This is a genomic window from Niallia tiangongensis (assembly GCF_044704065.1).
GTDB lineage: Bacteria > Bacillota > Bacilli > Bacillales > Cytobacillaceae > Niallia > Niallia tiangongensis.
In genome coordinates this window covers 719,601-740,183 of sequence record NZ_CP162613.1, presented here as the reverse complement: position 1 = coordinate 740,183, position 20,583 = coordinate 719,601, and the positions used below count along the sequence as shown (strand labels likewise).

The 20,583-nt window shown below is 36.3% G+C and carries 20 protein-coding genes; 5 read left to right on the top strand and 15 right to left on the bottom strand.

Features of this window, described 5'->3' with window-relative positions; genetic code table 11:
• Positions 1–53 precede the first annotated feature (53 nt).
• The 6 genes from AB3U99_RS03660 to AB3U99_RS03635 all read right to left on the bottom strand — a co-directional run bounded on the left by AB3U99_RS03660 (position 54) and on the right by AB3U99_RS03635 (position 5,521).
• The gene (locus AB3U99_RS03660; RefSeq protein ID WP_400245551.1) at positions 54–914 is read right to left on the bottom strand and encodes a YitT family protein; all 861 of its coding nucleotides are present in this window, start codon (positions 912–914) and stop codon (positions 54–56) included.
• A gap of 92 nt (positions 915–1,006) precedes the next feature.
• Positions 1,007–1,873, bottom strand: a complete 867-nt coding sequence (locus AB3U99_RS03655; protein ID WP_400245549.1) for a DNA-3-methyladenine glycosylase family protein — start codon at positions 1,871–1,873, stop codon at positions 1,007–1,009.
• A gap of 109 nt (positions 1,874–1,982) precedes the next feature.
• The gene (pdaA, locus tag AB3U99_RS03650) at positions 1,983–2,732 is read right to left on the bottom strand and encodes a delta-lactam-biosynthetic de-N-acetylase (protein WP_400247948.1); all 750 of its coding nucleotides are present in this window, start codon (positions 2,730–2,732) and stop codon (positions 1,983–1,985) included.
• Between the two features lie 176 nt (positions 2,733–2,908).
• Positions 2,909–4,450, bottom strand: coding sequence for a fumarate hydratase (locus AB3U99_RS03645; protein ID WP_400245547.1), 1,542 nt, complete (start codon positions 4,448–4,450; stop codon positions 2,909–2,911).
• A gap of 190 nt (positions 4,451–4,640) precedes the next feature.
• Positions 4,641–4,826, bottom strand: a complete 186-nt coding sequence (locus AB3U99_RS03640) for an SE1561 family protein (protein WP_349204163.1) — start codon at positions 4,824–4,826, stop codon at positions 4,641–4,643.
• A gap of 209 nt (positions 4,827–5,035) precedes the next feature.
• On the bottom strand, positions 5,036–5,521 hold the full coding sequence (locus tag AB3U99_RS03635) for a hypothetical protein (protein ID WP_400245545.1): 486 nt from the start codon (positions 5,519–5,521) through the stop codon (positions 5,036–5,038).
• A gap of 418 nt (positions 5,522–5,939) precedes the next feature.
• Here AB3U99_RS03635 and yfkAB point away from each other — a divergent pair, with 418 nt between their 5' ends.
• Positions 5,940–7,061, top strand: a complete 1,122-nt coding sequence (yfkAB, locus tag AB3U99_RS03630; RefSeq protein WP_400245543.1) for a radical SAM/CxCxxxxC motif protein YfkAB — start codon at positions 5,940–5,942, stop codon at positions 7,059–7,061.
• 211 nt (positions 7,062–7,272) lie between these two features.
• Here the strand turns inward: yfkAB and AB3U99_RS03625 are convergent, their stop codons facing one another.
• The 3 genes from AB3U99_RS03625 to cax form a co-directional block, all read right to left on the bottom strand.
• Entirely contained in the window at positions 7,273–8,097 is an 825-nt protein-coding gene (locus AB3U99_RS03625) for a YfkD family protein (protein WP_400245542.1), read from the bottom strand.
• A 99-nt stretch (positions 8,098–8,196) separates the two neighbouring features.
• Positions 8,197–8,808 carry a YitT family protein gene (locus AB3U99_RS03620; RefSeq protein WP_400245540.1) on the bottom strand — a complete coding sequence of 204 codons (612 nt, stop codon included), beginning with the start codon at positions 8,806–8,808 and terminating at the stop codon, positions 8,197–8,199.
• A 431-nt stretch (positions 8,809–9,239) separates the two neighbouring features.
• Positions 9,240–10,304: a calcium/proton exchanger gene (cax, locus tag AB3U99_RS03615; protein WP_400245538.1), complete on the bottom strand. Its 1,065-nt coding sequence runs from the start codon at positions 10,302–10,304 to the stop codon at positions 9,240–9,242.
• Between the two features lie 241 nt (positions 10,305–10,545).
• Between cax and AB3U99_RS03610 the strand changes: the two genes are divergently transcribed.
• Complete coding sequence (locus tag AB3U99_RS03610; RefSeq protein ID WP_400245536.1) at positions 10,546–11,721, top strand: MFS transporter; 1,176 nt, start codon at positions 10,546–10,548, stop codon at positions 11,719–11,721.
• Between the two features lie 194 nt (positions 11,722–11,915).
• The gene (locus AB3U99_RS03605) at positions 11,916–13,847 is read left to right on the top strand and encodes a heavy metal translocating P-type ATPase (RefSeq protein WP_400245534.1); all 1,932 of its coding nucleotides are present in this window, start codon (positions 11,916–11,918) and stop codon (positions 13,845–13,847) included.
• A gap of 692 nt (positions 13,848–14,539) precedes the next feature.
• Here AB3U99_RS03605 and AB3U99_RS03600 read toward each other — a convergent pair.
• The 3 genes from AB3U99_RS03600 to AB3U99_RS03590 all read right to left on the bottom strand — a co-directional run bounded on the left by AB3U99_RS03600 (position 14,540) and on the right by AB3U99_RS03590 (position 16,662).
• Positions 14,540–15,361, bottom strand: a complete 822-nt coding sequence (locus AB3U99_RS03600; protein ID WP_400245532.1) for a YihY/virulence factor BrkB family protein — start codon at positions 15,359–15,361, stop codon at positions 14,540–14,542.
• Between the two features lie 398 nt (positions 15,362–15,759).
• Complete coding sequence (locus tag AB3U99_RS03595) at positions 15,760–16,134, bottom strand: YtxH domain-containing protein (RefSeq protein WP_400245530.1); 375 nt, start codon at positions 16,132–16,134, stop codon at positions 15,760–15,762.
• Between the two features lie 54 nt (positions 16,135–16,188).
• Positions 16,189–16,662 (bottom strand): low molecular weight protein-tyrosine-phosphatase, encoded by a 474-nt coding sequence (locus AB3U99_RS03590; protein WP_400245528.1) that lies wholly within the window; start codon positions 16,660–16,662, stop codon positions 16,189–16,191.
• 155 nt (positions 16,663–16,817) lie between these two features.
• Between AB3U99_RS03590 and AB3U99_RS03585 the strand changes: the two genes are divergently transcribed.
• Positions 16,818–17,042, top strand: a complete 225-nt coding sequence (locus AB3U99_RS03585; protein ID WP_400245527.1) for a DUF1128 domain-containing protein — start codon at positions 16,818–16,820, stop codon at positions 17,040–17,042.
• 522 nt (positions 17,043–17,564) lie between these two features.
• Here the strand turns inward: AB3U99_RS03585 and map are convergent.
• From map to treR, 3 genes are all read right to left on the bottom strand, one after another.
• Positions 17,565–18,317 (bottom strand): type I methionyl aminopeptidase, encoded by a 753-nt coding sequence (gene map / locus AB3U99_RS03580; protein ID WP_400245525.1) that lies wholly within the window; start codon positions 18,315–18,317, stop codon positions 17,565–17,567.
• A 326-nt stretch (positions 18,318–18,643) separates the two neighbouring features.
• Complete coding sequence (locus AB3U99_RS03575; protein ID WP_400245523.1) at positions 18,644–19,162, bottom strand: type 1 glutamine amidotransferase domain-containing protein; 519 nt, start codon at positions 19,160–19,162, stop codon at positions 18,644–18,646.
• Between the two features lie 76 nt (positions 19,163–19,238).
• Entirely contained in the window at positions 19,239–19,955 is a 717-nt protein-coding gene (gene treR / locus AB3U99_RS03570) for a trehalose operon repressor (protein WP_400245522.1), read from the bottom strand.
• Between the two features lie 274 nt (positions 19,956–20,229).
• Here treR and AB3U99_RS03565 point away from each other — a divergent pair, with 274 nt between their 5' ends.
• Positions 20,230–20,553, top strand: a complete 324-nt coding sequence (locus AB3U99_RS03565; protein ID WP_400247946.1) for a helix-turn-helix domain-containing protein — start codon at positions 20,230–20,232, stop codon at positions 20,551–20,553.
• The last annotated feature ends 30 nt before the right edge of the window (positions 20,554–20,583 follow it).

Here is a 20,583-nt window from a genome sequence, read left to right as displayed (position 1 = left end):
AAACGCAAAAAAGGAAAGCAACGTTGTCTTTCACAACTAGCTCTCCTTTTCTATTAATGAATATCCCGTTTTTTAAAGTTTCCGCCCTTTACTTCTGAAACATCGTAAATAGCGACAAACGCTTTAGGATCTAATTCATGTATTATTTCCTTCATTTTTCTTTCTTCCATACGGCTGACTACACAGGTGATTTCTTTAAATTGTTCATTAGAGTATCCGCCAACTGCTAGTGTATAGGTTGCACCGCGACCTAAGCGATCACGAATTGTTTCTACCATTATTTCCGGCTCTTCTGTAATAATTTTAAATGTTTTGGATCCACTTAAACCTTCTTCTACAATGTGGATTACTTTAGAGGCAATGAAGTATGCGATAGCGGATAAAATAGCTCCTTGGAGACCAAATACCGTAGATACGAAAATAAAAACAAACATATTTAAAAATAAGATTAAATCACTTGTTCCAAATGGCAATTTTCTTGAAAGCAATACAGCTAACATATCAATTCCATCTAATGCCCCACCGTTACGTAATGCTAAACCCATTCCAAAACCGATGATAATCCCACCAACAACCGTTATCAGAAGGGTATCTCCTTCAATTATTGTTGGAACATGATGCATTAAGCTTGTACTGACAGCTAAAGATAGTATGCCGATAACGGAATATACAGCAAAACTTTTCCCTATCTGTTTATATCCTAAAAATATAAAGGGAATATTTAATATTCCAATTAAAATCCCGAGAGGAAATCCTGTTAACTGAGAACCAACGATACTTAAACCAGTAACCCCTCCATCAGAGACTGCATTTGGAATAAGCACTGCTTCGAGCCCATACCCAGTGATAATTCCTCCAATTATCACTAATAGTGCTCGTGAAGCCATAAGAAGCTTCTTTTGTTTTTTCTGCATTTACTTTCCTCGTTTCAAACTATTGAAATAATTAGCTTACTTACTCTATATTTTACCATAAACACTCTCTTAACACGCTTTAGGTCCACTCGCTACTCAATACTTCTCCACAAGTAAAGCGAAGCATAGCTTAAATATGGATGCCATTCTGGAAGCATTGCCTCCATTTCCTCTTTTGTTGGTTTTTGTTCTAATTGTAAGAGCTTCTTGATGGCATTTTGAATTCCGATATCTGCTATTGGAAAAAGATTATTTCTCCCTAAGCCAAATAGTAATACATTCTGAATTGTCCATTGACCAATTCCCCGATAACGTAGGAGTTCCGTCATAATTTCTTCATCAGACTTTTCATATAAGCTGTCTATATTCAAATTTCCCTTCTCAATCTCCTTCGACAAATCAATAATATATTCTGCTTTCCTCGTAGTAAATTGAAGTGCTCGCAAGTCTTCCACGGTCAATTTTGCCACCGTTTCAGGCAATGGATAAAACCAAACCCCATTTTTTTCAGACCCATAAGTAGTAACGAATCGTTTTGTTAGAGTAAACGCAAATTTAAGATTTAACTGTTGATGAATGATACATTGCACAAGACTATTATATGGATGAAAATCCAACACTATTGGAGTTCCATAATGCTGGTCAAAAATTTGATTTAAATTCGTTTTTTGAAAGTGTTCATGAATGGCAAGCATGGATACATCCCATCTGAAAATTCTGCGGATTTCTTTAATAATGAGGACATGGAAGGATGGATCTATCTCATCCAATTCTAAACGAAAGACTGGATTTTCAGTTGTACCGTCGGCCTGCACCTTTACTACAATCGGTTGGTTATATATACGGATTGGTACCTTGACCCATCTTTCTTCTTTGTCGAGGACATGTAATGGGTCCAACGCTAGCCGACTTAATACCAAATCAAAATTATATGGTCCTTGAATGTTAACTGTATGCAAAGAGCATCACCTGTTCTCATTTCACTTTTATTATAGCATAATTAGAGGTGTACAAATCCATTGAAAAGCCCAAATCGAGTGGAGCTCTATTTGGGCGGGGAAACACTATTTAATGGAATATTCCTTCATCCATTTCTCTTTTCATTGTTAAATCATCTAGACTTTTAAAGGTATAGCCTCTTTTTTTCAAATCCTTAATTGCTTGTTTCAATGCATCGGCATTATCTTTCGAGACGGTATGAAGCAATAAAATACAGCCTGGATGAACTTGCTTCATAATATTATCATAGCTATATTGCCAGCCCTTTTGCTGATCAGTCTTCCAATCCACAAAGGCAAGGGACCAAAATACCTGCGTATAGCCAAGTTCGTTCGCTAGCTTTAATGTTCGTTCGCTAAAAACCCCACGGGGAGGACGTAAATAAGTCATCCCTTTTTTTCCTGTTAGTGCCTCCGTCTCTGTTACCACTGATTCAAGCTCCTGTTTTAGCTTTTCATCACTTACTTGCGTGAAATCTGGATGATGGTAGGAATGGTTGCCAATAATATGTCCTTCCGCTGCCATTCTTTTTACAAGGTCAGGAGCACTTTTCAAATAATGACCTGTAACAAAAAAAGTTGCTGGAACTTTTTCCTTTTTTAATACATCTAGTATCTTACCTGTATAACCATTTTCGTAGCCATTATCAAAGGTTACGTAAAGCACCTTCTTTTCGCTTGTATCTTTATAATAAGCACCATATTTTTCAAGTAATTCATCTAATTCTTTTCCCGCTTCTGCCGGCTGCTCATTTACCCCTTTTTTAAATCCCCAGCTCAGCGGTTTATTGGATACATTCGCTAAAACAGGAAGTGCCATTAAACAAAAAGCAGCAAAGCAAATAAACGTTTTGATGGCCAATTTCAATGCAATTCCTCCTTTGCCTTTCATTCCTTTTGTTATTTTCTGTAGGCTAGAGAAATTCATTCTTGGTAATAAAAAGCAAAGGAATAGCACAGAAAAAAACGGCTAATCATTAGCCGTTCCTCCCAGTTTTATTTATATACACGATCTTTAAATTGCGCTAATTTTTCTAATGAAGACATTTCAATATCCTTATGAAGAGAATTGCCATGGGCATCCATTGTCACTACTGCTTTAAATCCTTCTACCTTTAAATGCCACATTGCTTCTGGTATACCAAATTGCATAAGGTCTACCCCTTCTACTGACTTGATGCAATCTGCATAGTATTGAGCGGCTCCTCCAATTGCATTTAAATAGACGCCACCATGCTCTTCCAACGCCTTCAGTGTTTTGGCACCCATACCGCCTTTTCCAATAACAGCACGTATGCCAAATCTTTTCATGATATCCCCTTGATAAGGCTCTTCTCGAATACTCGTTGTCGGTCCGGCTGCTTTAACCTGCCAATTTCCATCCTTATCTTTTAGCATTACTGGTCCACAGTGGTATATGATTTGCCCATTTAAATCAATTGGCGCGTCATTTGTACTTAAATACTTATGGATAGCATCTCTGCCTGTATACATCATGCCATTAATTTGGACAACGTCTCCAACTTTTAATTGACGGATGGCTTCTTCCGTGATTGGTGCCTGAAGTGTAATTACTTCCTCAGCTGCCGCTGCTTCATCTTGCTCATCAGCTTCTGCCTTGAAGTTAATTTTATCTCCTTCTTGATATTGCCATTCCTTGATTTCACCTGTATTAGGGCTTACAGAGATCGCTAATCTGCGGAATGCCCAGCAATTATAAGCAACGGATACAAAGAAGCTTGCAGGAATCCGGTTCATCACACCAATTTTACAGCCTAAAAGCGTTGTTTCCCCGCCAAATCCCATTGTACCTATTCCTAATTTATTGGCATTTTCCATTATATAATCTTCGAGATCTGCTAATTCCGGAATGTCATTTGTATCATCTACCGAGCGGAAAAGCTGTTCCTTCGCTAAATCATAGCCAGCAGAGCGGTCTCCACCAATTCCAACTCCAATGAATCCAGCACTACATCCTTGCCCTTGTGCCTGATAAACAGAATGTAGAATACATTTACGAATCCCGTCTAAATCGCGACCGGCACGACCTAGTCCTTCCAATTCACTAGGAAGGCTGTATTGAATATTTTTATTTTCACAGCCGCCACCTTTTAAAATTAAACGAATATCGATATAGTCCTTTTCCCACTGTTCAAACTTAATGACAGGTGTACCTGCCCCTAAATTATTTCCACTGTTTTCCCCTGTAAGAGAATCGACGGAATTCGGTCTAAGCTTACCGTTTTTCGTTGCAAGCTCCATGCTTTCGTAAATAGCTGCTTTTATTTCTAGCTGATTGACAGCAATAGGTGTCTTAATTTTAAAAGTTGGCAACCCTGTATCTTGGCAAATAGGTGAGACTTCCTTATCGGCCATTCCAATGTTTTGCGTAATCGTCGCTAAGCTCATCGCAGAACGCGTTCCAGCATTTTCTGACGCTGTCGCCTTCGCGATTGCACGTCTCACATCTTTTGGAAGATTGGTCGATGTTTCTACAATTAAATCGTAAATACTCTTCTTCAGATTTTCAAAATACATGCTTCTCCCCCTCAATTGAAAAGCGCAAGTAATCCTTGCAAATTTTATGTTGCATTCAAATAACTCCCTATAAAAAATTATACTCTTCTCTCCTGTGATAGAGAAGTAATTTGCAATCGTTTACAGAAATATTCCGAAAAAACTCCAATAAAAATGCCTGGATGAATTTTTTCACCCAAGCAGCTATTTATTACATATCTCTATGTTTAAATTCATTACATTTCGATTCAATTTCGTCTATCATTTCAATTAAACGATCAATATCTTCTAATTCTGCTTCTTCTGGATCAATCGCATCTAGTACATCCATAAACATATTTAATCTTGTCTTTAAAAAAGTAACTTGCTCATTTTTATCAGTAATTGAACTACCCAATGTATTCTCTCCTTTCAAAACTACCTATTAATCGTATCGAATTTTCGCCGATTCGGCAACCTTTCCTTATTATAGCTTTACACATGTTTTATCATTTTACACCCTTATTCCATTGTTTCGCTAGCCCCCTCAATCAAAATAGCTACTAAAAAGAGCATCTAGCAAAAAATCTAGATGCTCCTTTCTCCATATATGCTATTGAAAGTTGCTTATGAAAGTACTGTGTCTGTTTTCATAACTTCTTTGTCTGCTGTAGCAGGAAGCTGTGGCTTTTCTTCTACATCGGATGATTCAATAATTCGATCTTTTGTGGTGATGATTTTCTTTGTAATGCGTTTATACTGGTTCTTTGTTTGAAAATAAAGCTGTTTAAAATCATCTGTAATCTCTTTTAAATCCTTGGATCGTTCTGTTAAGGTGGATTGAATCTGCTTGTACAATCCTTGGGTCTCTGTCGCAATTTCCCTCATTGCATCAGCAGAAATACTCATTCTTTCCTTACAATTGCTCTTGAACTCATCAGGATTGTCTTTATAGCTTTGGGCAAAACGAGTACTTGTGTCTTTAAAATGTTCTACCCTCTGCATTGTTCTTCTTCTTGTGGTTGGATCAATCAGAGAAATTGTGACACCAATGACACTTCCAATTACTAAGCCTGTTACAATTTTATTTCCTTGCTTTGTTGCATTAGACATCTCATTCATCTCCCTTCTTCTCATTATTCGTTTCTTTTCCCCTACAAGCAGCATTTAAAACAAGGTTGTTTTCTAAAAAATTGTTGTTTTTTCAATAGGAAAAAAAATTAGTTGGAAGCAATTAGCAACCGGAATACACGTAGATTAGCGAGACAGTCTTATGACCCTGCAGGAGCGTAGCGACGAAGCGGCTCAGCGCGAGCCCCACGGAAAGCGAACTGTATTCCGGCTGCAGGTGATAGCAACAAACTTTACGAAAATAGCCTAAAACAAAAACATTTGACAGATAAGATTTTTCCTTTAATAATGACAAGGGGTCTTTTATCCCCTTTTATATAGCATGAAATGATAAAAATCGCATTCTATACCTTAATTGCACATAGATATAGTTTAACTATTCTTTTTAAAGGAGATTAAGATGATTACAGAAAAAAACATGATTACTCCAAGCATAGACCCTTGGGAAGCTTATATGGATATGGAGCAGCATGGAAAATTAACCTTATCAAATATTGAATTCACCACAACGACCCTATGTAATATGCGCTGTGAACATTGCGCTGTCGGTTATACGCTTCAGCCAAAAGATCCGAATGCCTTACCGATTGATTTATTACTGAAAAAACTTGATGAAATTCCTCATTTGCGCTCCCTCAGTATTACTGGTGGAGAACCAATGATGAGTAGAAAATCTGTGGAAAATTATGTCGTGCCACTTTTTAAATATGCCCATAGTCGTGGCGTAAAAACGCAGTTAAATTCAAATTTAACACTAGGACTTGATCGTTATGAACCCGTAATTCCTTACTTAGATGTATTGCATATCTCCCATAACTGGGGAACAGAAGAGGAATTCGCAGAACGCGGTTTTGCAATGATGACAAGAAAACCAACGTATGAACAAAGAGGCAAACTATTTAACAACATTATTACAAATAGTAGAGCATTAGTAGAAGCTGGCGTCGTTGTTTCTGCAGAGACGATGCTTAATAAACGTACCCTCCCATATTTAGAGCATATCCACCGACAAATTGTCGATGAAATGAAATGTCAGAGGCACGAGATTCACCCAATGTACCCATCAGATTTCGCCTCTGCTCTAGAAACATTGTCATTAGATGAAATTAGAGACAGCATCAACCACCTTTTAGATATTCGTGATGAAAATGTGTGGATGCTATTTGGTACACTTCCATTCTATCCTTGTAACACGAAAGAAGAAGACTTACAGCTATTAAACCGCCTTTATTCTAGCAAAAATGTAACGGTCCGTAATGATCCAGATGGTCGTTCTCGTTTAAATGTAAATATTTTTACCGGCGACGTTATTGTTACAGATTTTGGCGACACGCCAGCACTTGGAAATATCCAAAAAGATAATTTACAGGATATTTTCCAAAAATGGCTGTCTACTGATTTAGCAAGTTCATTAAATTGCCATTGCCCAGCTGTCAAATGCCTTGGTCCAAACGTACTTGTGAAAAATAGCTATTATCAAGATGTTGATTTTACTAAAAGAAAAGCGTTAATTAGTAGATAAAGGAAATCAGTGCTCATTTTTGAAAGAATGGGCACTTTTTTAATTGGTTTTGAGTATGTAACAGCTTTTTGAAAACTACTCTCTGCTCTTCCTGTTGCTTTTTTGGCGTTCTTCCTCCCCATCAAAACTACTTCCCCCCCACCATTCATTCCAAAATCTCCCCCCCATAAAAAAAGACTGACAACCAATAGTCAGCCTTTCCTTTCCCTATTTATTTCGGTCTTTCACTCGCCAAAAATCCAAAGGAAACATGATCCTGTACTGGAATCCATGCACCAATTCCTTGAGAAGTTACATTTTTAACAACAATTGATTTCTTGCTTCCTTTTAGCATCATATAAACTTCTCCATATGTCACTTTCCCTTTTTCGTTGACAGCAGGAGCATATCCATATAAATATCCTAGTCTTTTAGGAGGGATGTTATAGACTTGGTCTTTCTTAGTCCCTGTACCAATTACCGTTTCAAAAGCAAGCGATAATCCTGAATTTTGTGTTGCTTTAACTAGCATCATTTTCTTTACTTGCTCCGCATTTGGCACCTTGGCAGTTAAGCCGCCTCTTACCGTTTTCTGTGATTCTTGTACATAATGGATTTGATATGGTGACTTGCCACCGCGGTTATCGTAATAATTAGTATTTATTTTTTGATACTCCCAATTCGGTGCTGTTTCTGTTGATTCATAGTTAAGGGGCCATTGTCCTAAATATACAATCGCTTTATAGCCGAGAGCAAATGGCGTACTATTCACCGTGGACTCATTCAGCATCCGGATTAAATCTGGATTGTCGATTTTCACCTTAGAAGAATTAATAAGCTGTTGCGTTAATTCACTAGGCTGTAGCTTAGGCACATCCTGAGTCGGATTTGGATACGTATTTTCCTTTGTTATATTCATAACGGAATTAGGTATGGTAATAATTTTAGATTTCGGTAGATTTTCTTCTTTTTCTTTCTCTTTTGCTTTTTCCGCATAAGTTAACATTGGAAGCATTAAGAAAAAAGATAAAAGCACAATCGTTATTTTCTTATACATAGCAAGTTTGACTCCCTTCAAATAATCATCCATAACTATGATTATTTTTTTCGGAGTTCGCCTAGATTATCCATTATTAAATTATTTTTTTTCTAACTTCTATTTCACTACAAATTTTCCTGTTAACTTTGAGCAATACGGATGGAAAAATTGGATAGCAGGACCAAGCCCAAAAGCAATAATGAGTGTACCAAGTCCAATTGGGCCATTTACTAAAAAGGCGAACAATAACGCAAGTATTTCTCCAATTAACTTGGCCGTCATAAGATTTACGCCAAATCTTTCTTGAATAGTAACCATAAAATGATCGATTGGATTTAAAGGAAACTCCGATTGTAAATAGAGAGCTATGCCTAAACCAATAATAATTAATCCAGTAATAAGTAATAGCAATTGGCTCATAAACATAAAATAATGAAGCTGATTGACGAGATGTGCCATCCAGAAATCAACAAAAAACCCTAAAATAAACACCGTTGCAAGTGATAATAAATCTGGCTTTTTGCGCAAAAGAAAAGCATTGACGAATATAAGGACGATTCCTACAATCACAATCCAGCTCCCTATAGTAAGTCCCACTAAATGAGATAGCCCCACATTGAGCGCATCCCAAGGACCTGCTCCTAAGTTTGCCTTAATTGTCAACGTAGCCCCAAATGCTAATATGAAAAGCCCACCAACATAGATAGTGCTTCGAAAAAACAGTGACATTCCCCTTATATCTCCTTTCTCATACATGCTTTTATCGCTACTTTCATTCATATGCATAAAAAATCGGAAACTTGTCCAAAATACACAAAATTAAATAATCAGAATATTTACATTTATCAATTATTATTGTATAATAAAGTCATCAAATAAAAGGAGGGTAGCTATTTTAGATCGCTTGTATTTTAGTAAAGGAGGAAAATAAAAACCTTTGAATATTCATCAATCAGAATTTTATCCAAACAATAAAAGGAAAAGAGGTTGGTGATCCGATGGAAGCGACATGATAGATTCCCTACACAACATATTTAAATCAACGAATACTTAAAAAAGACTTAATTATGAATAATAGAGAGGTGGATTTACGAAAGAAAGCCTAGCCGCTGTAAAGAAAGCGGCTAGGCCTTGTTATTTCTCTATATTCTCTATACGTTTTAAAGCAAATAAAATCCAATCCCCATAATCGCATAAGCTGCTAATAATGTTGCACCCTCAAACCAGTTCGTCTCTCCGTCATTCGAAATGCTCACCATTAATAACACCGCTGTTGCCATACTAATAAGTTCTGGCAAGGTAAATACTAATGACATCCCGCTCGGGAAGAATAGAGATATTAGCACTAATAATGGTGCAACAAACATCGCGATTTGCAGCGTCGATCCAATCGCGATTTCCACAGCAATATCCATCCTGTTCTTATAGGCCATTACAGCAGCTGAAGCATGTTCCGCTGCATTTCCAACGATAGCAACAATAATAATCCCGATAAATAACTCTGACCATCCAAAGGACTCTGCTACTACTTCAAAGGTATGTACTAAGTTTTCTGACACATAAGCTACAGCTAGTGTTGCGATTGCTAAAATAGTGATGCTTTTTTTCACGGACCATTCTGGAGTTTCCTCATGCTCATGCCCAGTTTCGCCATTCTTTTCGACTTGATAAACTCCACGATGAGTTACAAGTTTAAAGAATAATGCCGCTAAATATAATAAAATCAAAATAATAGCTATTCCAATACTTAAAGAAAGTGTTTTTCCTTCATTCATATTCATCGTAAATACTTCTGGAATAACAAATGCAACGATTACTGCAAAAATTAATAGACCAGAATTGTGGCGAGCATCAAAAACATTAAATTGCTGTCTCTTATACTTTAATCCCCCAATGAAGAAGGACAAGCCTGCCACAAGCAATAAATTCCCTAAAACGGATCCAGTTAAGGATGCCAATACAACTTCCGTTAAACCTTCACGTAATGCAAATATAGCAATGATTAATTCTACTGCATTACCAAAGGTTGCATTTAATAATCCACCAATTCGAGGACCAGCAACAATCGCTAAGCTTTCTGTCGCTCTTCCCATAAAACTAGATAAAGCGATGATCGTAAGACAGTAAATAACAAACATAACAATGCTTGACCAATGGAGTAAGGTGCCGATTATTGATACTGGAACCCCAATAAAAGCTGCAATCGTAAATATTTTATTAACCATTTTTTCGCTTCCTTTCTTCTATCACTTTCATATAATTTCCCTTCCAACCGGAGGCTAAACTTATTATACAGCTACTCTGCCCAAATATAACCAATTCTCTAAAAAAATGTTTCTCCTTTTCTTTTTGTCAATTAACTTTCTTATCTCTTAAAAAAAATCTATTGCAATACTGTTAAATCCCATTTAACATCTTTTAGGGAGACTAAATATTGTCAGCAGGTAAAACATTGAGGAGAATAATATGAACAGTAAAAAATTTGCAGTACTAATTAGCATTGTCAGTATTTCTGGATTTAGTCAAGGAATGCTGCTTCCATTAATAGCAGTCATTTTTGAAAATGATGGTCTTTCTTCTAGTTTAAATGGATTAAATGCAGTGGGGCTCTATATAGGGATTCTTCTGATTTCTCCTTTTATGGAATATCCTTTGCGTAAATATGGCTATAAACCTGTAATCGTTTTCGGCGGGTTGATTGTCATCCTTTCATTAGCCCTTTTTCCACTATGGAAGACCTTTTGGTTTTGGTTCCTCCTTCGTTTATGTATCGGAATTGGTGATCACGCCCTTCATTTCGCTACACAAACATGGATAACGACAGCATCACCTAAAGAAAAACGGGGACGAAATATTTCTCTATATGGGGTTTTCTTTGGTATTGGATTCGCAGTGGGACCATTATTAACACCATTAATCAAAATTAATGAATCCCTTCCTTTCATTCTTTCATCCATTATGTGCTTTATCGCATGGATCTTTATTTTATGGATTAAAAATGATTTTCCAGAGCAAACGGTAGAAACTAATTCCTTTATCGATACGATGAAACGCTTTTCCAGTGCTATGAAGTATGCCTGGATCGCCTTTCTTCCACCGCTTGCCTATGGATTTTTGGAATCAAGCTTAAATTCAAGTTTTCCAGTGTATGGTTTGAGAATCGAATTAACAGTTGTCCAAATTTCCTTTTTACTTACTGCCTTTTCCATAGGTGCAATAGTCTTTCAGCTTCCTTTAGGAATGATTAGCGATAAGTTCGGTAGAAGACAGACACTTATAACCATTTTATTTATCGGCACTGTCTGCTTTTCTTTTGCCAGCGTCCTAGAGACTTATTTAATCGGTTTAATTATCTGTCTTTTCCTTGCTGGAATGGCAGTTGGCTCTACCTTCTCTTTAGGGATTAGCTATATGACTGATTTAGTTCCAGCCAATCTACTGCCTACTGGAAATCTTCTATGTGGTATGGCCTTTAGTGTCGGTAGTTTAATTGGTCCTTATTTAGGAGGAGTATTTATTCAATATTTCCAGCATATTAGCTATTTTATAGTGATAGCTACCATCTTATTAGCTGTTTGCTTGGTGATTTTTATCTTTGGAAAAAAAGAAAGAAAAAACCATCGTTTGGCAGAAGCAAAATGATGTTCAGCACATACAATATGTGGTAGGATAAACTCATACAATTAAATATCAAAAAATTATTTTAATTTGTCATTTCTGCTGTCACCTTTTTAGGTGGCAGCTTTCGTGTTTTTTAAGGGTATTGAACTTGATTATCTCTCTCAATAAGAATAAAGAAATCAAAAATATTTAGTTATTAAAAGGAGGAAATGTAAATGTCCACAGAAACAGAATTAAAATCCTTCGTACAATCCAATGTAGAAGTGAAGCCATCTATATTAGCAAAGCTATCTCCTCATCTCGAGCTTATTGCTGCTGGAATAAGCGGAATTTTTATTATGATAGGATGGATCTTAAACCACTTGGATTATTCGCCCCTGTCTATCGCTGCATACTTGCTCGCTTTTGTGATTGGTGGATATGCCAAAGCGAAGGAAGGCATCGAAGAGACAATCGCAAATAAAGAATTAAACGTGGAAATGCTGATGATTTTTGCAGCGATTGGCTCTTGCCTTATCGGATACTGGGCAGAAGGAGCGATACTAATCTTTATCTTTTCTGTAAGCGGTGCGTTAGAGACCTATACGATGAATAAGAGCAACAAGGAAATATCTGCGCTCATGAATTTACAGCCTGAGGAAGCAGTGAAAATACTCCCTGATGGTCGGGAAGAAATAGTTCCCGTTTCCTCTCTTACCGTTTCAGACACTATTTTAATTAAGCCAGGAGAAAGAATCCCTGTCGATGGTAAAATTCTCAAAGGAACAACTGCCATTGATGAAGCAGCCATTACAGGAGAATCGATACCGCTAACGAAGGAAATAAATGATGAGGTGTTTGCAGGTACTGTAAATATAAGTGGCTCTATTACCGTGACACTTACAAAGCATGCAGATGAAACACTATTCCAAAAGATTATTACATTAATTCAATCTGCTCAAAGTGAGAAATCTCCTTCTCAAGCATTTATCGAAAAATTTGAAGGGGCCTATGTCAAAATAGTCTTGTCAATCGTTGTTCTACTTATGTTCCTTCCTCATTTTTTTCTGGGATGGTCTTGGAATGAAACTTTCTACCGAGCAATGATTTTCTTAGTTGTAGCATCACCTTGTGCATTAGTAGCAAGTATTATGCCAGCTACCCTTGCTGCGATATCAAACGGAGCAAGAGCTGGAATCCTTTTTAAGGGTGGAGTTCATCTGGAAAATCTTGCTCATGTAAAAGCGATCGCTTTTGATAAAACAGGAACGTTAACAAAAGGAATGCCCGTCGTAACGAATGTGATTGTTCATGACAAATATACTGAAAAAGAAATTATCCAATTAACAGCTAGCATTGAAAGCCATTCGAACCACCCTTTAGCAAAAGCAATTGTTCGGTATGCTGAGCAGAAATATAAAGAACCGTTAAAACAGCCTGAGAGCATTCAAGATAATTCAGGCTGGGGTGTTACTGCAAAAATGAATAAGGCAGAATGGCGAATCGGGAAAGCAGCTTTTGTAGGAGAAAAAGAAGCGAAAACTTTCCAGCAGGGGATATTTAATCAGTTATCCGAAGAAGGTAAAACAGCTGTATTTGTCCAAAAAAACGATGAAATAATAGCATTGATTGCATTAAAGGATATTGTCCGAGAAGAATCAAAAAAAGCGATTGAAAGCTTAAAGCAAAACGGCATTTATACTGTTATGATTACAGGAGATAGCGAAAAAACCGCAAAAGCCATTTCCAAAGAAAGTCATGTCAATGAATATATTGCTGAATGCCTACCAGAAAAGAAGGTAACTTCCATTAAAGAACTGAAAGAAAAATATGGAATCGTTGCAATGGTAGGAGATGGAATCAATGATGCACCTGCTCTTGCAACTGCGAATATAGGAATTGCAATGGGAGAAGGGACAGATGTTGCCTTAGAGACCGCAGATGTCGTATTAATGAAAAATGATTTACCACGTATTGCAGAAGCGATTCACCTATCCAAGCGAATGAATCGAATTATTAAACAGAATATTATCTTCTCCATTTCGGTTATCATGCTTCTTATCGTTTCAAACTTCTTACAAGTCGTTGCCCTTCCTTTTGGAGTAATAGGACATGAAGGAAGTACAATCTTGGTTATCTTAAATAGCTTGCGATTGCTCAAAAACTAATACAAACACCTCTATAGACTCGAATCTTAAAATGGATTCGAGTTTTTGCATGTTTCTTTCTCCCTATGGTAAAGGGAAACTTCTATTAGTGGGTGTTTTCCTTCCCCACTGATGGTTAGTTGAACCAACCCGGACCTTTACGGACAGTTAATCTCCCACCTATCTTCCTTGAATTCTCATAAAGCTTGCAGGTGAGAGTCTTACTGTCTGTTAAGAGTAGGATAAATATTTTCACGAAAGACAGTGGTTACTAATAATGATTTTTGAAACAGAAAGGCTTTACACACGTGAAATGACAATTTCTGTGCCCCATTATGGATTTTCTATTCGTCAGAACGAGTACTATTTATAACGCCACTTACTTTAGAGGCCCTTATTATTAAAACAACTTACACTTTTTCTTGTCTAAAGAAAACCTTTGCCTTTTGATCTAAAAAAACTCCCATTATAGCGAATACGATAATGGGAGCACATCATTTCAGAAATTATTTTCTTGCTTTAGGTTAGTGATAGCCGTTTTGCCCGTTAGCAGATCCAGATGTTTTATGCTTAGGTTTGCTTTTCCCTTTTTGTTTAGTGCCGCCATCTTTTTTTGTATGCTTTGTCATTCTAAATTCCCCCTTATTTATTGTTTTCCCCTCTAGTAGTTTGTTCTTTTTTCCTTCTTTTATAAAGGTAAAAAACGGATACAATTAGCAAGGCTCTTTCTTTCTCTCGGTAAAGTAGGCATTAATTTCGCCACCTAATATAATGATGATACCTGTTATATAAAACCAAATCATTAGAACAATAATCGTTCCGATACTTCCATATGTCGCCGAATAATTACTAAAGTTCCCTACATAATAGGAAAAAGCTAAAGAAGCAATCACCCAACCAATCGCTGCAAAAGTGGCTCCTGGAATAGCGGAAATACATTTAAGTTTCTTATTGGGGGCAACCCAATAAAGGGCAAGAAACACAATAAATAAAATGATTGGGGAAGCAAGAAACCTGAGTGTGTTCCACATGGATAAGAATTCTTCTGTTAAGTCAAATTGGGAAAATAAAAACATCCCTATCTGTTCTCCAAACACCGGTAATAGCAAGGCTACTACCACTACTGCAATCATCCCAAGCGTCAGCAAAATAGACATTCCTCTTGCAACAATAAAAGATCTAGTTTCTTCGACATCATAGGCTTTATTAAGTGCCTTTACGATAGCGTTTAATCCATTAGAAGCAGACCATATTGTTGCGATAATACCGAATGATAAAAGACTAACATTTCTGCTTAACACTTGATCGATATTTGTTTCAATAGTATCCATGATATCTCCAGGTGCAAAACCATCGACCACTCCTAATAGGTCTTCCTTTGTAATCGGAAGATACGGAAGGAGCGTCATAACAAAAATAAGCAACGGAAAAATAGATAATAGAAAATAATAAGATAACTGTGCTGCGAGATCAAATACACTATCTTGTTGGATTTTCTTGATGAGAACCTTTATAAATGGAATGACCTCTCCCATACAAAATCACCGTCCTAACAGTTCTTTTATGTATGTCTATTGCCCTTTACAGCCCCATTAAAACATAGGATACGGAAAAAGTGAAACTTCCATCAATGGAGGTTTTCCTTCCTCCCCCACTGACGGTTAGTTGAACCATTCGGACCTTTACGGACAGTTGATCTCCCACCTATCTTCCTCGAATTCTCATAAAGCTTGCAGGTGAGAGTCTTACTGTCCTTTAAGAGTGGGATAAAATACATTTATTACAGGGAAAAGAAAAGAATGTTATGCTGCGAAAATATGCAGAATATAACTCTACATTATTTAGGTTCATCCAAATCTCTTTTTCCCTTCGAAAAGTGTTTTCCTTACGATTAGTTAAAGTAACAATGGCAAGGAAAACTGTTCTCAAAAAATTATCTTCTGTCTGATCCTGTCTCAGGTAAATATTGTATGCTGGAAACAAGCTTTCTTTCCTGATTTCTAATATTACCATTGAAAAAAGCTTCCTTCGTATCGTGAATAATGCTTGCTACCACTGGTGTTATCCCTTTTAATTCTTCCAATTGCTTCTTGACAAAAACAGCATCATCCGAAATTTTCATCGCTGTTTTCTTTATTTTTTCCGTGGTACTATTAAGACTAGTCGTCATTTGCTCAAAATCTGTTACCGTATCTTTTGCATGCTGCATATTCGTAACAGCATTTTGTCTTGTCTGTTTGTCCAATAAACTTATTGCCGTTCCAATAAGGCTACCGATAAAAAGTCCTTTTGAAATACACATTTTCATCCACTGGTTCCACCCTTCTTTTTTTATGATCAATAAAGGATGGAAATGATTTGATTACAAGACATACTTACTTTTTATATCATGTAACAAACCTTCACAGCCATCCTTTACTAATGCAAAAACCTCGTCAAAATTGCCAGTATAATATGGATCTGGCACTTCTTTTCCCACAGCATGGTGAGTATAATCCATTAAAAGTCGAACCTTTGTATGATCTAACATTTCATTTAGCTTTCTAATGTTTGCAATATTACTGTTATCCATTGCAATTAGATAATCATAATCTTCTAAATCCTTTTCCTCTAATTGACGAGCAAATATGCCCGTATCTTTAATTTTATTTACTTTTAGAATATCTCTAGTTCCATGATGCGGTGGATTTCCAATATGCCATCCACCTGTTCCAGCTGAATCGCAAACAATCTTTTCTTGCAATCCTTCTTTTTCCACCAAATCACGAAACACTGCCTCAGCCATTGGGGAGCGACAAATATTTCCTAAGCAAATAAATAAAACGCGTACTTTCATTTTTATTTTCCTCCATTTTTGTATTTACATACTTCATTTACTATTAAGGTGATTATAACCAACTTATATTAGCGAACCATAGTCTATATTGACATTTCTATGTTTGCATGAAAAGATAAATAGAACAACTTTATTGTCCAAGAAAGGGGAAAGGTATGAATTTAGATAATAAAACTACAGAAAACGTAAATTTCATGATTGAAAAAATAAAAGAAAAGTTAAAGGTTTTAAACATCGGTGCCATCAAATCCACTCATTTTGATGAAGATCTTTATGATGACATTAAAGAAATTTATGAGCATGTAATGAAAAGAGATTCTTTTAGTCCAAATGAAATGCAGGCAATTGCTGAAGAATTAGGAAGCTTACGTAAGCAATAATTTTCCCTATAAAGAAAGTGGCTGGGACAAAACTAAATAGCCAACCTGTAAAGACGAACAATCCTTAATTTAGCTCTTAAGTAAAGGCTACTTTTTCATGCTAGTTATTTATGATTTTATATAGTCAGTGTAAAAACTAATTCGTTTTTAAAGATTGTTTTTCTATAAACTATTATGGAAATAGAAAAAATTAATTAATTGGAAAAACGGAGCAGCCTGAATACACGTAGAATCCTATGGGAGCTGCGAGAAAGTCCGAGACCCTGTTAGGAGCGTGAGCGACGAAGCGGCTCGGCGCTCGCCCCATGGAAAGCGAAGTGTATTTTAGGCTGCGGATAATAACACCATCTTTACTGAAACAGCCTTTTATAAACCAATATAAACCCGAACAATCATATGGAACTACCGTATAGTTGTTTGGATTTATCTATGGCTGGAATTCTTTTGTCCCAGCCTCTTTTTAGCAGTTATCCTTAAATCCCCAGGAGAGTAACTTGCCCTCCCTTATGTAGCTTTTACAGATCATGCATCTTGATCTGTAAGTATCACAGGTCCTTCTTTTGTGATTGCAATCGTATGTTCATATTGCGCGGAGTGCTTGCCATCCATCGTTCTTGCTGTCCAGCCATTGTTATCCATTTTCATTTTATAATCGCCAACATTGACCATTGGCTCGATTGTGAATACCATGCCTTCTTTTATGCGCGGCCCTTTTCCAGCTAACCCAAAATGAGGAACTTCTGGTTTTTCATGAATTGCTTTTCCAATGCCATGGCCGATAAAGTCTCGCACAACAGAAAATCCTTGTTCCTCCACATACTGTTGAATCGCGAATCCAATATCCCCGATTCGATTCCCAGGCTTAGCTTGTTCAATACCTACATACAATGCTTTTTTTGTTACATCCATTAATTTCTGCAACTCTGCTGATACTTCTCCAACCGCATATGTCCATGCTGAATCAGCCAATGCTCCGTTATAATTAACAACCATGTCAATTGTGACAATATCCCCTTTTTTCAACGGCTCTTTCCTTGGAAAACCATGACAAATTTCATCATTTATGCTTGCACAAGTTGCATATGGATAATCACGATACCCTTTTTGCTCAGGCGTTGCCCTTTTTTCCGCTAAATACGCTTCTACCTTCTGATCAATTTCCAAAGTGGTAATACCCGGTCTTATCAGCTTAGCAATCATTTTGTGACAACCAACCAGAATCTCACCAGCCTTCTTCATTTGCTCTATTTCTCGATTCGATTTTAAAACAATCATTTACAATCCTTCTTTCTATCTATAGTTACCGCTAAGGATTAAAAAATAGAATTTTGTCTATTTCTCGTTTTTCTTCTGATATTTCCTCTTTAATATTCGCGGTTTTATTAAGTATGCTCTCTTTTTAAAAAGAATGTAATTAACATTCTGAGTTGATTGAGGTGGAAATCAACAGGCTTTAATTGTATAAGCCAAAATAACAAATGATCTCTCCTTAAGATTAACACAAAAAAAGAGCCTATACCTACTCCATACTCATGATAAAAAGATTATATTCTCCTTATCATGAATAGGTGTACGTACAGACTCATCCTATCTTACTTTCCTTATTTATTTAAAAGCTTTAAAGACTCTCTAGTGAATGCCGGTATATCCTCAGGCGTTCTACTTGTCACTAATTGATCCCCACATACGACAACTTCTTCATCCTTGAACGTTGCACCAGCATACTCCATGTCCACTTTAATCGATTTGTAGCCAGTTGCACTTCTCCCCTCTAGCGCTTTCGCAGTAATAAGCAATTGAGGGCCATGACAGATTGCAAAAACTGGTTTCTTCTCATCCATGAAGGCTTTAGTAAAGGCAACTACTTGATCATCTACACGAAGCTGATCAGGCGAAAATCCACCTGGGATAAATAATGCATCAAATTCATCTGGAGTAACATCAGCTATTCCTTTATCAATTTTAACCGTCGCTTCTTTTTGCTTTCCTTCCACTGTTTTACCAGCTTCCAATTCAATCGTTACTACTTCATGTCCAGCTTCCTTGTAAGCCTTAGCTGGTTCTGTGTACTCAGAATCCTCAAACATATCAGTTATTAAAGTAGCAATTTTCTTACTCATATATAGCATCTCCTTTTCCTATTTTCTATAAGTAACGTTCCCCATAGAAAGAAAATAAAACATGCTATCGTTATTTTTACGCTTCATTTCTTCTTGCAAAATCAACAAATCGAAACTTATCTGGTCGATGTCTGGATTCTGTAAATTGAAATAAAGTGGCATTCTCAAAATAGATATAGTTTTTAACGACAACAATGGAATGAAATCCTTCTAAATCAAGCAAATTATAGTCTTCTTCTGTCGGTTCTTCCACTGTAAATTCCTTTTTAGCAAAACTAATTTTTAAGTTCAATTCGTTCTCTATATAATCAAAAATAGAGTTTCTGCATATTTCTTTTGTTAATCCAGGCACATATTTTTCGACGATATAATCTTTATCTAGAATAATCCGTTCCTGATTAATTTCCCTGACTCGAAAAACTTCCCATATTGTATCTTCTTTCCTAAGCTGCATCTCTTTTTGCAAAAGAGAGGATGGCTTTTTATTCGAAAAGCTCTCAATAATGGTTACAGAGGAATGTCCCATTTTATTGGCCAATTCCTTAAAGCTAACCAATCCCGAAATCGGAAATTGCAGTTTTTCTAAATCAAGAACTAAGGAACCCTTCCCTCTGAGTTTTTGGATATATCCTTTTTGAGATAAAATATTTAAAGCCTTACGAATTGTTTCTCTAGATGTATTATATTGCTCTGCTAATTCATTTTCAGATGGTAAAATAGTTTCTGGCGGGTACTTCCCATTTCTTATCGCAGCTTCAAGCTCCTCAAATATCATATAATATTTATTCAACACGCAATTCACCAACATTTTCAAATTATTCGTTACCATTCTACTCTTTTTTAAACAAATTGTCTAAAAAGGATTGAAAAACAAATAAAAAAATGTTTCATTTTATTTAGGAAAGGGTAAATACTACAAAATACATTTCAATATTTTGAACAAAAAATGACATTAGCCTTTCTATTTAAGCATAATGGATAGAACAATTCGTTCTTTATATGGAACTTTTTATCTATAAATGCTATGATAAATATACATACCGTTAAGAGTGAAAGTGAGTGAGCGTATGATTGGGGATCGTGTAAAGCAGCTACGTTTAGAGAAAAGAATGTCCTTATCGGAATTAGCAGAACAAGCAGGAGTTGCAAAATCATATTTAAGTTCTTTAGAAAGAAATTTACAATCCAACCCATCCATTCAATTTTTAGAAAAAATAGCAGCTGTTTTCAATATACCAGTTGATCATTTAATAAATGATCAACAAAATAAAGATGATTTAGATTCTGAATGGTTAAAAATTGTAAAAGAAGCAATGGATTCTGGTGTATCAAAAAAAGAATTTCGTGAGTTTTTGGAATTTAATAGGTGGCGAATGGAACAAAAAAAATAATCCTATTTTCAACATATTATCATAAAAAGT

Bases quoted from the DNA above. Each gene is read 5' to 3' on its own strand.
- map (WP_400245525.1), bottom strand. From the start codon at position 18,317: ATGATTGTTTTAAAATCGAATCGAGAAATAGAGCAAATGAAGAAGGCT.
- AB3U99_RS03595 (WP_400245530.1), bottom strand. From the start codon at position 16,134: ATGAAAATGTGTATTTCAAAAGGACTTTTTATCGGTAGCCTTATTGGA.
- AB3U99_RS03610 (WP_400245536.1), top strand. From the start codon at position 10,546: ATGAACAGTAAAAAATTTGCAGTACTAATTAGCATTGTCAGTATTTCT.
- AB3U99_RS03635 (WP_400245545.1), bottom strand. From the start codon at position 5,521: ATGTCTAATGCAACAAAGCAAGGAAATAAAATTGTAACAGGCTTAGTA.
- AB3U99_RS03575 (WP_400245523.1), bottom strand. From the start codon at position 19,162: ATGAGTAAGAAAATTGCTACTTTAATAACTGATATGTTTGAGGATTCT.
- AB3U99_RS03590 (WP_400245528.1), bottom strand. From the start codon at position 16,662: ATGAAAGTACGCGTTTTATTTATTTGCTTAGGAAATATTTGTCGCTCC.
- AB3U99_RS03585 (WP_400245527.1), top strand. From the start codon at position 16,818: ATGAATTTAGATAATAAAACTACAGAAAACGTAAATTTCATGATTGAA.
- AB3U99_RS03645 (WP_400245547.1), bottom strand. From the start codon at position 4,450: ATGTATTTTGAAAATCTGAAGAAGAGTATTTACGATTTAATTGTAGAA.
- AB3U99_RS03605 (WP_400245534.1), top strand. From the start codon at position 11,916: ATGTCCACAGAAACAGAATTAAAATCCTTCGTACAATCCAATGTAGAA.
- pdaA (WP_400247948.1), bottom strand. From the start codon at position 2,732: ATGGCACTTCCTGTTTTAGCGAATGTATCCAATAAACCGCTGAGCTGG.
- AB3U99_RS03660 (WP_400245551.1), bottom strand. From the start codon at position 914: ATGCAGAAAAAACAAAAGAAGCTTCTTATGGCTTCACGAGCACTATTA.
- AB3U99_RS03625 (WP_400245542.1), bottom strand. From the start codon at position 8,097: ATGTATAAGAAAATAACGATTGTGCTTTTATCTTTTTTCTTAATGCTT.
- AB3U99_RS03600 (WP_400245532.1), bottom strand. From the start codon at position 15,361: ATGGGAGAGGTCATTCCATTTATAAAGGTTCTCATCAAGAAAATCCAA.
- yfkAB (WP_400245543.1), top strand. From the start codon at position 5,940: ATGATTACAGAAAAAAACATGATTACTCCAAGCATAGACCCTTGGGAA.
- cax (WP_400245538.1), bottom strand. From the start codon at position 10,304: ATGGTTAATAAAATATTTACGATTGCAGCTTTTATTGGGGTTCCAGTA.
- AB3U99_RS03565 (WP_400247946.1), top strand. From the start codon at position 20,230: ATGATTGGGGATCGTGTAAAGCAGCTACGTTTAGAGAAAAGAATGTCC.
- AB3U99_RS03620 (WP_400245540.1), bottom strand. From the start codon at position 8,808: ATGTCACTGTTTTTTCGAAGCACTATCTATGTTGGTGGGCTTTTCATA.